We start from the raw sequence: 15,620 nt of genomic DNA on the forward strand, positions 1-15,620 counted from the left end.
GTCGTAATTGATATTTTGTCTGTAGGGAAGAAACTATGACTCAAATCCAGGATACCCGGGAAGGGCAGCGTTTAAGCATCAACCAGCAGGGAACGGCTCATTGGAAACATTGGGGACCCTACTTAAGTGATCGTCAATGGGGGACGGTGCGCGAAGATTATAGCGCAGATGGCCAGCCCTGGACGTATTTTTCCTATGAAGATGCCCGTTTCCGCGCCTATCGTTGGGGGGAAGATGGCATTGCCGGTTTATGTGATTCTGATCAGCGTCTCTGTTTTGCCGTTACGCTGTGGAATGGGCAGGATGATTTTTTGAAGGAGCGCCTGTTCGGCCTGACCAATGGTGAGGGAAACCATGGTGAGGATGTCAAAGAATATTATTTCTACCTGGATAATGTGCCAACCCATGCTTATATGAAGTGTTTGTATAAATATCCTCAGGCGAAATTTCCTTATGCTGATCTGCGGGCTGAGAATGCCAGGCGCAAGGCTGATCCGGCCAGCTTTGAATATGAGCTACTCGATACTGGCGTCTTTGCCGAGAATCGTTATTTTGATGTACTGATAGAGTATGCCAAGCAAACGCCCGAAGATATCTGTATCCAGCTCACGATTACTAATCGGGGACCAGAGGTGGCTCCGCTCCATGTGTTGCCCACGCTCTGGTTTCGCAATAACTGGTCATGGGATCATAGCGTGACGAAGCCGCTGCTACGTAGTGGCTCGGCGCAGCAAGACAATCTACACGTTATTGAAGCTCAGGGCGGTGCCCAGGACATTGGGACGATGTGGCTGTATGCTGAGGGGGCGGATGGAGTCCTCTTTACCGAAAATGAGACCAATAATGCTCATTTTGGTTGGGGGGCCAATGCTTCCCCATATGTAAAGGATGCCTTCGAGCAATATATTATTCATGGTCAGCAGGCGGCGGTCAATCCTGCTCAGGTGGGCACCAAGGCTACGCCTGCTTACGCGCTACAACTGGCAGCGGGTGAAACACGGGTGCTACGTTTGCGCCTGAGCAATAACGCTGCCATGAGCGATCTATTTGAGGCCACTAATTTTTCTGCCCTGTTCCAGACGCGCCAGCAGGAGGCCGCTGAATTTTATCAGGCGGTTAATCCAAATCCTCTGTCAGATGATCTGCGTAATATTCAGCACCAGGCCTTTGTTGGTATGCTATGGAATAAACAATTCTACTATTATATGGTCAAAGAATGGCTCAATGGAGATCCTGCTTACCCACCACCTCCTGCGCAGCGCAAGAACGGACGCAATTCTGCCTGGAAACACCTCTTTATGAAAGATATTATCTCCATGCCGGATACATGGGAATATCCATGGTTCGCAGCCTGGGACCTGGCCTTCCACGCTATTCCGCTGGCAATGATCGATTCTACCCTGGCGAAGCAGCAGATGTTGTCGTTGATGCAGCCGTGGAGCATGCATCCAAATGGACAGATTCCGGCTTACGAATGGTCCTTCAATGATTTAAACCCACCAGTCCAGGCCTGGGCTGCCTGGCGTGTCTATAAAATTGAGGCCAAGATGTATGGGGCTGGTGATCGCATTTTTCTGGAGCAGGTCTTTCAAAAATTGGCACTGTACTTTACCTGGTGGCTGAATCGGAAAGACGTGGATGGCAACGATATCTTTCAAGGCGGCTTTCTGGGCCTGGACAATATTGGACCATTTGATCGCAGTAATATCCCTGCTGGCATCAGCGGCTATGTGGATCAGTCGGATGCTACCGGTTGGATGGGTATGTTCAGCTTGAATATGTTGCGTATCGCGATTGAACTGGCCAGCCAGGATGTCACTTATGAGCAGATGGCCGTCCAGTTTCTATTACAATTTTTGTTTATCGCTCGTGCCATCAATGAGATCGGCGATGATGGCGAAAATCTCTGGGATGATGTGGATGGCTTTTATTATGATGTGCTGCATCTGGCTGATGATGTAGAAATCGATGGCCAGAAATTCCTGAGCCTGAAATTGCGTTCCGTGGTGGGCCTGGTCCCGCTTCTCGCCATCGAAGGTATCGATCTTAAATTCTTCAACTCTCCCAACCTGGCCGATTTTCGCCAGCGTTTCGACCATCTCCTGAACGCTAATACCGATCTGACCAGCCATGATAATGTTGAAATTCAAGGCGCTATGGATAGTGGCTTTATGCAAGGTATCATGCTGGCATTGGTTAAGCCCGAGCGTCTCAAACGTATCCTGACCAGATTGTTGGATGAGAATGAATTTCTTAGTCCTTATGGCATTCGTTCACTCTCAAAATACCATGAACAGCATCCCTATATCTTGCCAGGCATTACAGCGGCCAATGGCCAACCTTATAAGGTACAATACACGCCCGCTGAATCCCGTACCAATGACTTTGGAGGCAACTCAAACTGGCGTGGACCCATCTGGTTCCCGATCAACTTTCTGCTGATCGAAGCCCTGCAAAAATTCCATCAATATCTCGGCGACAGCTTTAAAGTTGAGTGTCCTACAGGTTCAGGCAACAACATGACCCTGTGGGAAGTTGCTGCCGAATTATCGGCCCGCCTGATGAGCATTTTTCAACAGGATAGCGCCAACGGCCAGCGCCCCGTCTATGGTGGCGTCACCACCTTTCAGAGCGATCCTGACTGGAAAGATTTTATTCTCTTCTACGAATATTTTCACGGAGACAACGGAGCAGGCCTTGGCGCCAGCCACCAGACCGGCTGGACCGGTGTCGTCGCCAAACTCATCCAACAATGGTCAGAATACACCGGCCAAAACCAGGCTCCCCGCCCCTCCATCACCGACCTCTAATATCACACCTCTTGCCATCCCTGCTTCATCTGCCAGCAACCAAACGCGGGGATGCAAGAGGTGCCATCCCCGCCTCATCTGCCAGCAACCAAACGCGGGGATGCAAGGGGTGCCATCCCCGCCTCATCTGCCAGCAACCAAACGCGGGGATGCAAGAGGTGCCATCCCCGCCTCATCTGCCAGCAACCAAACGCGGGGATGCAAGAGGTGCCATCCCCGCCTCATCTGCCAGCAACCAAACGCGGGGATGCAAGGGGTGGAACCCCTTGACTGGGGGCTCGGGGGCTGTGCCCCGCCCCTCTCTTCTCCCCGCCGCCGCAGGCGGCAATTCAAAAAACTATGTACTTTTCCACATCCCTATGGTATATTCTAACTTAGAAATACATTAAAAAACTTAAAACAACCTTAAAACTAACCCTATTGACCATATAAAAAAAGAACAACAAAGAATACCCATATACGTTTCTTTTACAAATATACTGAAGCTCACTGGCACATCCCTTTAACAAATTAACACACATATCAATTTTTGTTTTTTTACCAGCAGCCATCCAATCGGATAAGTATAGCCATTTTGAAGGTACAACTGCCCTCAGGATGGTGTCGCTAACCACGAGTAAGCGGCTTCTCCGATGGCCTTTAAGAGCTTTTTTCCAGGCTATCTCTTTAACAAGAGTGAAAGAAGTGAGACCATGATGAAAGATTATTCCTACTTTGTACCCGGGACGACTCTAAATACCCTGTATGCAAGCGATATGAATCTCTCATCTAAAGAATTTACCCTAGAGATCTGGTTGGAGGACTCTACCTCGCCCTGGCGGCGCATGTTCACGCTACGCGAATGCCTGGCAAACATTGAATTACTTCCCAATGGAAGCACCTTTCGTATCCACTGCCACTTCAATCGGCGCGATATCGGGAATGGCACTTATTGCAAGCAAGGGACAGGCATGAACGTTCTCAAGGAAGAAGGTGTGCTGATAAATTTGTTCACACCATTTTTGCAGGTGTCCCCCTCCAATATTCGCCATTGAGTTATCTCAGACTGCACATAGCTGCTATAAACAGCCCTTTCTTCAGCATATTTCTGGTTTGGAGCTATATAATGTTCCGTTCCGTATATATCAGAAGAGGGCTTTTATCTTGCTATCTAAGTTCTTTTCATATTGTCCTCACATATGCCCCATGATGGATGGGTTTAGAATAGACTATTGTAGGGCTTTCTTATGCTGCTCTACAAGGCAGAAAGAGGTGCCGCTATGGCAGAACAGCCGTCTAATAGTGTTAGTGAGATAGAGATCATGGATCGGGCTGTATGGCGTAAGTGGAATAAGTTTACCTGGAGTGGGCTGATCATTATTGGCATTGGCTGTCTTTTGATCGTGATTGGTCTTCTGATGGATACCGGTGCTTACTCGATCGAGGGATTATTAATTGGTATCGGTGCTATTGTTGTCTTGATCGGCTTGATACGTGTAGCGATTGGCTTGATCAATCCAATGCTGCCCAGTGATTTGCGTAGAAAGCGTCGAGCCCGTAAGACGGTTGAAGCTGATCCGATTTTGAGCTCTTTGCAGGATGAAGAGACCGCCAATGATCCAGCATAGCAAGCGGTAATCGAGTTCAGGAATATTCAGTAGCCTCAGAATTTAGCCCTGCATCTCTTTTTTATCAGTTGATAATATCAGTGTATGTGCTGGTGGTATCTTTATTGGCCAGGCCATACAGGAGAATTTGTACCACGGTCTCAGCTTGCTCTATATTGGCGCCATTGCGGCTCGTATACAGCGCATGATGATCATAGTGTGTCGCTGAGGGACGCGCGCGTGACTTCGGTAACATACTCATAAACAGGTAGGCCGCGCTGGTGGCGTCTATCCCCCCCAGTTTGGGATGGCGTAAGAGGTCTGCCTGAATCCCTTCTTCAAAGACTGAGGCAATCGGGGTAATTAAACATGTCAGGAAGAGTTGGTTGAGCATTTTCATTTCTTCTTTCATTTGCGGGTCCAGCTCATGCTGAATATCATGTACCATTAAGCTGATGTCGTGCTGGATGGTATTCTGGAAATAACGTATGATCAGACAGAGACGCTCTGCGATGCCTTCATTTCTGCGCACAATACGCTCCAGTGCGGCCTGGGTTTTTGCTGTATTATCCTTGATCACCTCGACGTAGAGCGTCTGTTTGTCTGCGAAGTAGTGGTAGAGGGCTGGTTGTGTCAGTCCACAGGCATCAGCAATCTGGCGTGTCGATACTGCGCGATAGCCATATTCCATAAATAACTGCTCAGCTGTTCGTAGGATAGTCTGGCGTGTCTCTTCTGTCTCTTCGCGTGTAGCTATTTTCTTTGACGCACGTGGCATGGCGCATCACTCCTGATTCTACTCACCCTATACTTATCGATTGATAAGTATAGGGCTCTAAATTGCTTATTGTCAAGCTATACACTTCTGTGTCCAGTGCTTTTTAATGTTCGTCCAGAGATCACGAGCAAGCGATACGATATACATTCTTTCAGGTGTGGGGGCAGCCGCAGCCGTCCACCACATACCCTCCACCCTCCCAACCCGGCGCCGCAGGCGCCAAAGAGGAACCTTAAAAAGCCCTGTTCTGTGTCAGCTTCCCGGCCGTCTTTTTGGCACAGAAGGTAAATGTTTTGGTGGAGCTATTGACCACGGCTTTTTCTTTCAATGAAAAGACGTTTCTCAACGGTATTGAGGATATATAACGTGCGCTTGAATTATAATAGTGGAGTAAATTTAACTTTGATCCTTGATCCCATGGGCGAGAAGTTCGGAGGATCCTTCTCGCCCGGCTGACGAGCGCTCCCTTTAGGGAAAACGTCGCCACAAGAGGCATAGCAATTATCGCGTGAGCAATAAAAGCTATGTTGATGGAAGGTGCCAGGGAGGTGCTGTCGAGGGTAATCGGAAAAAATCTAGGCTACCCACGCTGGCCTTCAACCCGGCGTCTCATCATATCGTGCTTTCTGCTGACAAATGTAGTTTAGCAGGCCTGTATTAAGCAACCGTTATTTGATGGTTAAACTTTTTTGTCTATTCCATAGTCGATAAATCTGCAACAAGAATGTACGTGGGGGCTTTTCCTTGCTTAATCCCTTCCAGATCGAAAAACGAATAATAATGATATGCATGACAAAAATATCTAAACGTCATAGTCATTGTTGCTTTACGTGTATTAAGTTTAGAAAATATTGAAAAAATAATATAAAAATCATATCGTGTTTATTGTTGCGTTCAATTTCTGGCTTTGTTTTCAGAAAATAACATGAAACCATCACAACTACCATGCATATGCATTTCTATTGGCTTTACATAAGTCGAGGGTGTTTATAGGATAGTTATTCGATCGTACTTACATTCATGCCAGGACCGCAAAAGTCCTATCTCATGCAGCATCTACTATAACCATTTGGGTTATTTACAATGCTGAAACACTGTGTTACACTTCGGTTAAGGTTTCAGGCTTAGAGGAATGACGCCGTCTGCATAAAAACTTTGTTTTTTTGTGTGCGCGAAACCTTGCAGTCTTGAGATTCCTGTTTAGATCACTGTTTGCGGTGTTTCACAAGGAGGTGCTCTATGGCTGGCTGGGAAGACGAATTGTCTGTATTGTTGAGTGAACTAGGTGTAAAGCAAGAAGAACCCCAGACTCCTCTACGACAATCCCGAAAAACCATGCGTAGCGATGCTAAGCGGCGCGATCAATTCGCTGATGCACTGTTGTGGGGCAATGGTGATGATGCTGCAGAAGATGATGGCGATCCCTGGATTGATGATCTGGATATGATGCGTCACGAGGTTGACTCGATTGTCAGTCAGGTTGTGCTGTTGATGCAGCGCGGTGATCTGGATGCGGCTCTCAAAGAGGATGTGATGGTGGTGCTGCGTGCTTTACGCCGTCGCATTCCTGTTGCTCAGCAGTCAGCGACCAGTGATGAGGCTTATCTGGAATCAGCTTCCGCGATGTTGCATTTCTGCCGTCTGGTTCTTCAATTGAGCGAGTTCTCTGCCGAAGATTTTTCATAAATTATTTCTACCACTACTTACTTTAATCTATTCCTGAATACTTACCATTATGTATCGCCTGCTCTGGCGCGTGCTGCTGAGATCATTTGACGTTATTTTCCCTTCCTCTTTTTGCTTCCCTCTATTAAATCCGCAGGTGCTGCTTTTTTAGCCGCTAGCGCTTTAAATGAATAGCTCGTATGCGTCTTTGCATTTTCTCTATCTTCGTTGAAATACACCTCGTTTTCTTGACATGTTTCGATATAAACTGACATACTAATTCAGAAGCTCTGTGTTATTGATCGTAGTCACCTGTTTATTGGTGGAAGCCAGAGTTTCTTTGGACGTGCTCACTTACCAGTTTTGGTTTACCTGTACATCGAGAGTACGTTATGAATCGTGTCCTCTACGTAAGTAGCTTTGCTCTGCATGAGGAGGTTGTATGAATACTAAACAAAAAAATATATTCCAGCAAACGGGAAGTTGGGCCCGTGTCGCTCTGTTGTCTGCCAGTACCCTGGCTCCTGTGGTGAATGCCGCGCTTGAACGTATCCGTGCTCAGCAGAAGGCAGAGCAGGCTGTGGCGGATTATCGTAATGCTGACCGAAAAGAGAAAGTTGCGGCTTTCGCGTCCGATGTGCAATCTGATATGCAAGAACGTTTGCAGTTGATTGGATCCTCGCTGGCGGATGTGTTGGAAGATCTGCGGGATCGATCAGTGAATCAGGATCTGTGGAAGCGTGCCAATGGATTGACTGAGGACTTCATTGAGCGTAGCAATAAGTTTTCGCGGGAATTGGCTGAGCGTGGAGGCGATTTCTCTCAAGAATTGGCTAAGCGTAGCCGTAAGGCACAACAGAATATTGCTGAACAGGATCGCAGTTTTTGGATTGCGCTTGGTTTTGGCTGTGGTCTGACGGCGGCTGGTATCGTCACTTTTGTGCTGGTACGCAAACGTCTTCGCCACGCAGAAGAGGATGATGAGTCCCCTATTCAGTTGAGCTATGATTCCAATCGCTCAGCGATCCATATCTCTCAACCACAGGGCGAGATTCATGCGATTCGCACCAGGGACCGCTATCCGGAATCCCATCCCTTTGGTGAGGTGATTACTGTAGCTGATCACGATGGGCCTGTGTCTACCAGGAGTGCTGAGGAACTGGCGGACGGCGCGCAGTCGACTCCTACGGATGCTACTTTTGTTGGCCTGGCCAGCACAAAGCAGTATTATCCAGTTGAAACACCCCTGGACCAGTTGGCGGATGCCGATGGGAAGCCTGTCGATGTCATTTACTTCTCTTCTGAAAAAGAGGCTCAGGCGCAGGGTTTTACGGCTGCTAGCGTGTAGCGTTTTAGTGGGGGGATTAAATGATTTATCATGTCTCCCCCATTATTCTGATGCGTGTATGAAACTTGTGTGGTGCGCTGCTTTGATGTTGGTACGCGATCTGTCTTTTAGATATCTGCCATCGCACTCGATTTGAGTATAAAATGTTCCAGCTTAATCCGGGAGAGTTTTCTCTTGCTGCTATTATTTGCCTCTGTATTGTTCAGGTATCTGCTCCTCTTTAAAACCCTCATTAAAAATACCCTGTTGAACGAGATAGTGGAGAAACAATAAATGGCTCTCAGCGTCCGTGCTGTCATGGTTGTTTTTCTGTGCAGATAGTGTCACCGTATCAACTGGCTTTTTCGTTGATAAAATAGGGGGTCTGTTCAAAAAAACATTGTTACTGATCGTGGTGGATTGAGTTTGGGATGGAGGGTCTGCTGTCTGATCATGTTCTGCGGGCCGGGTGTCCTGGTGTGTGGCATCCATGTCCTGTTCAAGCGCGATGGATGCGTTGCCTACCTGTGGCGTTGCTGACTCTATTTCATGAGCGTTTGCGTACCAGGTGGCTTCTGGTGCGGGACTCCAGCTTACCCTGCTTGTCGGTTGAACCTGGTTTGTCGTGGTTGCTCCTTTCCAGGGCCACCAGGCAAATAATTGGTTCAGCCAACGCTTGAGCGTTTGCGTAATCATCGTATTTCTTACCCTCATTATTATAGGGATGACAAATACTGCGACGAAAGTTCTGGGGACGCGCTACATAAAATATTAGACGGTGTTAAAGAGGATATAGACACATAGTAGCATATCAATATGAACTCGTCAAACATACTTGCAATTTTATATATGGCGTGTCATAATCAAGATTGGTGGCCTTGTGGAAGGCCTTTTGATGTGTCTCTGGCAAAAGTTCCATATGTATTAATATGGAGCATCTTATAATTTTAACCCTTTCTGAAATACTATAGAAAGACAGGTGTCGGTCATGCAGGAAGACGTTCTTGGAACCCGACGAACTGCCGTCACGGAAACCTATGTCACTTGCGCGAGATGCGGAAAGGCAACCCGTCTCCGTTATGCTCGTGTAATTCAAAGTGATGTTTTTTCAGAGAGCAATTCCGAGTATGAATATATCTGCCCGGAGTGCCAGAAAGCTCTTGCCTCTGGAGAGAAGGATCTTCCTCTCGGGTAAAGCACAACATCTTTTTCTGTAGCGTCGTTTAGGCAAAAGGCAGCGGGCATTCTTTATTCATTCAGTGCATGGAATAAATGCCTGGGTCTTTTGCCTTTTTCTATAGAGATGCACGTCCCCTCCTTCCATTCGTTGTGCTTGTCGTGATAATGTATACAAGCAAGTTCTTCGTCATTTACAGAGGTAAGTAGAGGCCGTGTGCCATCCCATTTGATCTTTATGATAGGGGTAAAAGCTATGCGTATGCGCTATCGGTATGTGACCTATCGTTCGCGCGAGGGGTCGCAAAAGCAACTGGAGCAGCATTATCGTCAGCTTCTGGATGAGGCACTTCGTCAGGGTCAGCAGTCTATTCTGCAGCAGTCTATCACCTGGCGTCCTCTGACTGATATTCTTGAGTCGGCTGAGCTGATCAGGGTAAAAATTGAGCTCGCTGGTATGCGAGAAGAAGATATTGAAGTTACTCTGTACGAAGATGCATTGGTTGTCAGTGGTGAGCGTCTCGATATTCATGAGGCCCAGGAAGGTTTGAGCTATCAGGAGGCGCAAATTCGCTATGGCCCCTTCCGGGTAGAGGTGTTTATCCCTCGTCCCTTCGATCATGATGCTGTTATTGCTCGCTATGAGAATGGCATGCTCTCTGTAGATTTGCCGAAATTACCTGCGAAAAAGGTTGAGCAAGTGCATATTCAGGGTATCGTAAAACAAGAGTGAGATTATTCGAAATACGTAGAGAAGATTTTATGGAAAAGATTAAAAATCAGCATGCGGTAGATCCGCAAGAGGATGTGATGCAACAGGCCAATACTGATGCTAAAGATGAGCTTCTGGAGAACCAGCCCGTCGCTGCGGATGCTTCCGATGATGCGTCTTCGAGCGATGGCGAGCCTGAGCAAGAGCAGCATTCCACTTCAGATGAGGAGCCAGAGTCATCATCTTCCTCTGATGATGAGAAAAAACCTGCTTCCGAGACTTCACATGATGAGGCTCCTGTTACTGAGTCTCCGGTGGCCACTGAGACGGCTGTTCCTTCTTCTAGTCCTGAAGAGGTTGCTCTTTTAGGCGAGGATGGTGAACCCCTTGTGCGCTCAGAAGATGAGGAGCGTCTGAATATTCCTGAGGTTTTGCCCATTTTGCCTAAAGGATACGGTGATCTATCCTTTTTCTGTGCAGCCTTTCGCGGTTGGACAAGAGCGCTATATCCGTTTGATCGATGATGTGATGCGTGGCAATCGCCTGGTCGTTCTGGTGGCTCAGAAGTCGCCCGATATTGATCATGCGGGCCCGGATGATATCTATCGTGTGGGTACGGTTTCGCGTGTTGGTCGGATGTTCCGTATGCCCGATGGGACGGTGCAGATTGCCGTTCAGGGTCTGGAGCGCGTGACCATTGATGAGTTTACGCAGGAGAAGCCGTATTTACAGGCTAAGGTGACGGCGAAACCCGATATTCAGGAAGCAGATACCGAGACCGAGGCTATTAAGCGCAATGTGATTAGTTATTTCCAGCGACTGGTTGCGTTGGTGCAGAATGTGCCGGAAGGTGTCGCGGCGGCGACTTTAAATCTGGAGGAGCCGCGCCAGGTTGTGTATGTGATCGCGACTTTTGTTCAGATGGAGATGGAACTGCGGCAGAAGTTGCTTGAAATCGATTCTGTACATGAGAAGTTAAGTCAGTTGAGCAATTTCCTGGCCCATGAGTTGGAAATTCTTGAGCTGGGGAAGAAAATTCAGAATAGCGCCCAGGAAGAGATGGGCAAGGTGCAGCGGGAATACCTGTTGCGCGAACAGCTGAAGGCGATTCAGCGTGAATTGGGTGAGGAGAGTGAGGAGCAGGCGACCGTTAATGAGTTGCGGCGTAAGATTGAAGAGGCGAAGATGCCCGAAGAGGCCTATAAAGAGGCTAATCGTGAGCTGTCACGCCTGGAGAAGCTGCCAACGGTTTCGCCTGAATATAGTATCATTCGTACCTATGTTGAATTGCTGGTGTCGTTGCCCTGGAATAAAGGGACGGCTACCCAGATCGATGTTCCTCATGCCCGTGAGGTGTTGGATGAGGATCACTATGATCTGCAGAAGATTAAAGAGCGTATCCTGGAATACCTGGCGGTGCGCCGCTTGAAAGAGGATCGCCTGGCTGAGGAAATAGCACGCGAACGCGAGCTGGTTGAGGAAGAGGAAGGGGTGGAGGTTGAGAAGATTACACCGACCCAGCCTTTGAAGGATCAAGAGGCGGCTCGCCCTCTACATCGTGAGCCCATTCTGTGCTTTGTTGGCCCTCCTGGAGTTGGTAAGACTTCGCTTGGCCAGTCGATTGCTCGTGCGCTGGGCCGTAAGTTCGCTCGTATGTCTCTGGGTGGTATTCGCGATGAGGCTGAGATTCGTGGCCATCGCCGTACCTATATTGGTGCTATGCCGGGTCGCATTATTCAGACCCTGCGCCGTGTTGATGCCAATGATCCAGTGATTATGCTGGATGAGGTAGATAAAGTCGGGGCGGATTGGCGTGGTGATCCTTCTTCGGCATTGCTTGAGGTATTGGACCCCGAGCAGAATTACAATTTCCGTGATAACTACCTTGACCTGCCCTTTGATCTCTCAAAGGTAATGTTTATCGCGACCGCCAATGCGCTGGAACCCATTCCCGCACCTTTGCGCGATCGTATGGAAATTCTTGAGCTTTCAGGCTATACCGAAGAGCAAAAGTTACATATCGCTCGTAACTACCTGCTGCCCAAGCAGTTAGAGTCTAATGGTCTCAAGCCTGATGAATTGACGCTTGACGATGATGCTTTGCGCCGCCTGACTCGGGATTATACGCGCGAGGCTGGTGTGCGTAGCCTGGAACGCCAGGTGGGTTCTCTGAGCCGTAAGGTGGCGCGCCAGGTCTCTGAAGGCCTGAAGACCCCCGTGCATATCACGGCTGACAAGGTAACTGAATACCTGGGTCGCCAGCGTTTCTTTGATGAGGCGGCTGAGCGTATCGATCGGCCTGGTATCGCGACAGGTATGGCCTGGACCGCCGTGGGTGGCGAAATCATGTTTATTGAGGCCGCAACCATGCCGGGTAAAGAGGAGCGCTTGATCCTGACGGGCCAGTTGGGTGATGTAATGAAAGAGTCTGCCATTGCTGCTCTCAGCTATGTACGTTCTAATGCTGCATCCCTGGGGCTGCCCAAGAATGTGTTTGAGGGGCAGAATGTACATATTCATGTCCCTGCTGGAGCTATCCCCAAGGATGGACCATCAGCTGGTGTGACGATGGTGACGGTGCTGGTCTCACTGGCCAGTGGCCGTAAGGTGCGCTCTGACCTGGCTATGACCGGTGAGATTACCCTGCGTGGCAAAGTCATGCCGATTGGTGGGGTCAAGGAGAAGGTGCTGGCCGCCTACCGCTCTGGTATCCGCTCAGTTATTCTCCCTTCCAAGAACGAGGCTGAGTTTATGGAGGACATTCCAAACGAGTTGCGCGAGCAAATGCATTTCACCTTTGCCAGCGATATTCGCCAGGTCCTCGATACCGCCCTCGTGCCTGAAGATGAGCATGATGAGAAGGCCGCAGCCAATGGCGATGGCCGCCATCGTAAACGTAAAGGCGAAAAGGGCGAGAAGAGTGAAAAGGCTATCGCCAAAGCTTAATACGCTGCTCTAGCCTGCTAAAAAATAAACCTCCTGAAGTTTAAACCAGCAAAGTGGTTCAATTCAGGAGGTTTTTTGTTGCTATCTACCATTGGTACTGTGAAATAGTTCACATTTTTCTATATTTAGAAAAACTCGGCAACGTTTTGTACATAATAACAACTTATCTATGCAATCGCGAAATATATATATGAGGGCACAATGCAGCAATACTACGATGAGAATATTTTCTCCCAATCTGTGGTAATTCAAACTTTATATGAAAATTATGCCACTGCCCTGTTTGCCTATTTACGTTTTTACTGCCCTTCCCGTGAGGATGCTGAAGATCTTTTGCTGGAGACCTTTCTGCAAGCGCTTGAAAGTACTAGCTTTATTTCTTTGAGCCCTGAAAAGCAGCGTTCCTGGCTCTATAGCGTTGCCCACCATAAAGTGGTCGATCGCTTCCGTCAGAAGGCACGGCGTGAGCATATTGGCCTTGACCTGGTTGCTGAGGCTATTTTTGCCAATGATGAGCATACACCTGAATATTTAGCTCTGAAACGTGAGGAATATCAGCAGGTATTGCGTGCGGTCCAGCATCTCGGCGTAGACCAGCAGGAGATTTTGCGACTTCGCTTCGCTAATGGATTGCGTTGTACGGAGATCGCTACACTACTGGGGAAAAAGGAGGGAACCATTCGGTCGCTTTTATCGCGAACCATTAATCTATTGCGCACTACCTACCGTCATCTTGAGGAGGGTACTAAATAATGACAGATCATTATGAAGAGTTTCGACCAGAAGAGATCGAAGAGCGTTTGGAGCAACTCTTGCAGCTTGATGATGTGGCTTTCCCTTCCTCAAATCTGGAACATGATGTGCGCCTGGCTAAATATCTCGAGTTGGTTTTTCATGAGAGTGGAAATGCAGATAAAGCTTCGATCGAGAGTGTAAAACACAAACTTTTTCAACAACTACCAAAGTATAATTCTCAACCTGAATATGGCAAAATTACATCTTTACCTACCAATAATGCTCGCTATATAAAAAGGGATCAAAGCACAATGCAAAAAAATTCATATTCTCGGGGTCGGCGCCTGGTAGAGGTGCTGGTAGCCGTCTGCCTGCTGGGAATTGTTGGCGCTGGCCTGTTGCTTTTCCTGAATATCTACCAGGGAATGCATCCCGTGGCCAGTCCGCTTCCTACTCCTACGACTGTTCCTGCTACTCCGAAGGCAACCAGCCCAGCGGTACATGCCACTCCCACATCCACCCAGCAGGCACGGACCTGTACTGATAGCACGGCCACGCAGCAGGCTTCAGCTGGCACGTATATTAGAAAGTACGATCATATTTTTAAATTAGATAGTCATAGTGGGCAGATTGACTGGACATTTATCTTACCAGATGTTGTAAAAAATAACTTTAATATTGATCCCCTGGTGGTTGGCAACATAGTCTATGTCAGTTCCTATTCAGGTAGTGTTTTTGCTCTGGATGCCGATAAGGGCATGGTCTTATGGAGCCAGCAGTATCCTGTTTATGAGTACGCCCCTCCCCAATCTGGGCCTGGCGGTGGCAGTTTTGGTGACTATAGCACGGTGCGATCGCTGCAGGTTGAGTGTGGCCTTTTAGCCTTTATTGGATCTGATGAAAATGTCCATGTGCTTGATGGTATTTCAGGAGCAGAGGTCTGGCATACTGATAATGCAAGAGCAACGGCCGGCCCTGTACAAGCATTGGTAGGTGAGCAAGGGACCCTTTATTATTCATCATCTATCGATGCAAAGGTGCATGCCTACAATATTCTGAATGGCCATGAATTATGGAGTCATCCATTGGTCGCCAATAATGTATTTACGCATATTGACACGACGATGCTTTACAATACAACGCAAGTCTTGAGCACAAGTGATGGACACCTGCTATTTGATAGTACACAAATTCAGCAAAGGATGTACATTCAAAGAGTTGATCAGTCGATTGCTTACTTTATGACAAATGGAATTACCCCATTTGTTGCTGGCGCTTATGATATCAACGCTCAGCGTCTGCTATGGCAAAATAATCGTGATCTTGGTAATACCATGTTGGAGAGTCATGGACGTGTCTATATAATAAATTCGAACAATGCTTTCTTCGTCCTGGATGCTAAAACCGGTCAGGTGTTGTGGGAGAATAATTTGTCCTGGCTGTTCTCTTCTGATTTGCCCTGGCAAGCGCGAGATATAGGAAATGTTATCTATGTAAGAGATGTATACAATATTTACGGTCTATCTTTAGATGGCCGGATATTGTGGAGCTATAGCTATCCCTTGATGGGTCACTATTCTCCTGGTGTATTCTCTTACAACATTAGCTATGGGGATCAATGGTTCTATAGATTTGCCGATGATGCAGCGGGATTTCACCTTACTGCTATCAATCCTCAAGTGGGACAGGTTGCCTGGAAGCAAGATTTACCTGATTCTACATATCATGGTCCTGCTTACTCTGACCGGGGTTATGGCGGGCCAAGCCCTCAAGCTCCTTTTGGTCCCGATAGTTTCGGCATCATAACCATTGATTAACAATTCAAGCGGCATGTATGCTGTGTGATATAAGTGAGAGTGGCAAAAAACACTCTCACTTTTTTTAC

At 47.8% G+C, this 15,620-nt stretch carries 12 protein-coding genes; 10 read left to right on the plus strand and 2 right to left on the minus strand.

All coding sequences use genetic code 11. From position 1 onward, the window contains the following. Window positions 1-35: 35 nt before the first annotated feature. The 3 genes from EL645_RS13150 (at window position 36) to EL645_RS13160 (ending at window position 4,417) form a co-directional block, all read left to right on the plus strand. Window positions 36-2,810, plus strand: a complete 2,775-nt coding sequence (locus EL645_RS13150; protein WP_174845299.1) for an MGH1-like glycoside hydrolase domain-containing protein — start codon at window positions 36-38, stop codon at window positions 2,808-2,810. Between the two features lie 692 nt (window positions 2,811-3,502). Beyond that, window positions 3,503-3,844: a hypothetical protein gene (locus EL645_RS13155; RefSeq protein ID WP_126550673.1), complete on the plus strand. Its 342-nt coding sequence runs from the start codon at window positions 3,503-3,505 to the stop codon at window positions 3,842-3,844. Between the two features lie 225 nt (window positions 3,845-4,069). Continuing rightward, window positions 4,070-4,417 (plus strand): hypothetical protein, encoded by a 348-nt coding sequence (locus tag EL645_RS13160; protein WP_126550675.1) that lies wholly within the window; start codon window positions 4,070-4,072, stop codon window positions 4,415-4,417. A 64-nt stretch (window positions 4,418-4,481) separates the two neighbouring features. On the opposite strand, the gene EL645_RS13165 is transcribed toward EL645_RS13160, so the two are convergent. Then, window positions 4,482-5,174, minus strand: coding sequence for a TetR/AcrR family transcriptional regulator (locus EL645_RS13165; protein WP_126550676.1), 693 nt, complete (start codon window positions 5,172-5,174; stop codon window positions 4,482-4,484). 1,239 nt (window positions 5,175-6,413) lie between these two features. On the opposite strand from EL645_RS13165, the gene EL645_RS13170 reads away from it, so the two are divergent. Both EL645_RS13170 and EL645_RS13175 read left to right on the plus strand, forming a co-directional pair. Further along, on the plus strand, window positions 6,414-6,860 hold the full coding sequence (locus EL645_RS13170; protein ID WP_126550677.1) for a hypothetical protein: 447 nt from the start codon (window positions 6,414-6,416) through the stop codon (window positions 6,858-6,860). Between the two features lie 421 nt (window positions 6,861-7,281). Continuing rightward, the gene (locus EL645_RS13175) at window positions 7,282-8,187 is read left to right on the plus strand and encodes a hypothetical protein (protein WP_126550679.1); all 906 of its coding nucleotides are present in this window, start codon (window positions 7,282-7,284) and stop codon (window positions 8,185-8,187) included. Window positions 8,188-8,370: 183 nt separating this feature from the next. Here EL645_RS13175 and EL645_RS13180 read toward each other — a convergent pair whose 3' ends face one another. Continuing rightward, window positions 8,371-8,862 (minus strand): hypothetical protein, encoded by a 492-nt coding sequence (locus tag EL645_RS13180; protein WP_126550681.1) that lies wholly within the window; start codon window positions 8,860-8,862, stop codon window positions 8,371-8,373. Window positions 8,863-9,598: 736 nt separating this feature from the next. Between EL645_RS13180 and EL645_RS13185 the strand changes: the two genes are divergently transcribed. The 5 genes from EL645_RS13185 (at window position 9,599) to EL645_RS13200 (ending at window position 15,552) form a co-directional block, all read left to right on the plus strand. Beyond that, window positions 9,599-10,075: an Hsp20/alpha crystallin family protein gene (locus tag EL645_RS13185; protein ID WP_161977346.1), complete on the plus strand. Its 477-nt coding sequence runs from the start codon at window positions 9,599-9,601 to the stop codon at window positions 10,073-10,075. A gap of 29 nt (window positions 10,076-10,104) precedes the next feature. Then, window positions 10,105-10,578 (plus strand): hypothetical protein, encoded by a 474-nt coding sequence (locus EL645_RS40890; RefSeq protein ID WP_218031827.1) that lies wholly within the window; start codon window positions 10,105-10,107, stop codon window positions 10,576-10,578. Then, on the plus strand, window positions 10,511-13,000 hold the full coding sequence (gene lon, locus EL645_RS13190) for an endopeptidase La (protein ID WP_218031828.1): 2,490 nt from the start codon (window positions 10,511-10,513) through the stop codon (window positions 12,998-13,000). Before EL645_RS40890 ends, lon begins: the two co-directional genes overlap by 68 nt. Window positions 13,001-13,201: 201 nt before the next feature. Beyond that, a complete protein-coding gene (locus EL645_RS13195) occupies window positions 13,202-13,753 on the plus strand; it encodes an RNA polymerase sigma factor (RefSeq protein ID WP_126550684.1) in 552 nt (183 codons plus the stop codon). After that, the gene (locus EL645_RS13200; protein ID WP_126550686.1) at window positions 13,753-15,552 is read left to right on the plus strand and encodes an outer membrane protein assembly factor BamB family protein; all 1,800 of its coding nucleotides are present in this window, start codon (window positions 13,753-13,755) and stop codon (window positions 15,550-15,552) included. The genes EL645_RS13195 and EL645_RS13200 overlap by 1 nt, the downstream gene beginning before the upstream one ends. Window positions 15,553-15,620 lie beyond the last annotated feature (68 nt).

The organism is Dictyobacter kobayashii, assembly GCF_003967555.1.
Taxonomy (GTDB): domain Bacteria; phylum Chloroflexota; class Ktedonobacteria; order Ktedonobacterales; family Ktedonobacteraceae; genus Dictyobacter; species Dictyobacter kobayashii.

What these genes read in the sequence shown, in the direction of transcription:
- EL645_RS13170 (WP_126550677.1), top strand. Translation starts at nt 6,414, where the DNA reads ATGGCTGGCTGGGAAGACGAATTGTCTGTATTGTTGAGTGAACTAGGT.
- EL645_RS13155 (WP_126550673.1), top strand. Translation starts at nt 3,503, where the DNA reads ATGATGAAAGATTATTCCTACTTTGTACCCGGGACGACTCTAAATACC.
- EL645_RS13185 (WP_161977346.1), top strand. Translation starts at nt 9,599, where the DNA reads ATGCGTATGCGCTATCGGTATGTGACCTATCGTTCGCGCGAGGGGTCG.
- EL645_RS13165 (WP_126550676.1), bottom strand. Translation starts at nt 5,174, where the DNA reads ATGCCACGTGCGTCAAAGAAAATAGCTACACGCGAAGAGACAGAAGAG.
- EL645_RS40890 (WP_218031827.1), top strand. Translation starts at nt 10,105, where the DNA reads ATGGAAAAGATTAAAAATCAGCATGCGGTAGATCCGCAAGAGGATGTG.
- EL645_RS13150 (WP_174845299.1), top strand. Translation starts at nt 36, where the DNA reads ATGACTCAAATCCAGGATACCCGGGAAGGGCAGCGTTTAAGCATCAAC.
- EL645_RS13160 (WP_126550675.1), top strand. Translation starts at nt 4,070, where the DNA reads ATGGCAGAACAGCCGTCTAATAGTGTTAGTGAGATAGAGATCATGGAT.
- EL645_RS13175 (WP_126550679.1), top strand. Translation starts at nt 7,282, where the DNA reads ATGAATACTAAACAAAAAAATATATTCCAGCAAACGGGAAGTTGGGCC.
- EL645_RS13200 (WP_126550686.1), top strand. Translation starts at nt 13,753, where the DNA reads ATGACAGATCATTATGAAGAGTTTCGACCAGAAGAGATCGAAGAGCGT.
- EL645_RS13180 (WP_126550681.1), bottom strand. Translation starts at nt 8,862, where the DNA reads ATGATTACGCAAACGCTCAAGCGTTGGCTGAACCAATTATTTGCCTGG.
- EL645_RS13195 (WP_126550684.1), top strand. Translation starts at nt 13,202, where the DNA reads ATGCAGCAATACTACGATGAGAATATTTTCTCCCAATCTGTGGTAATT.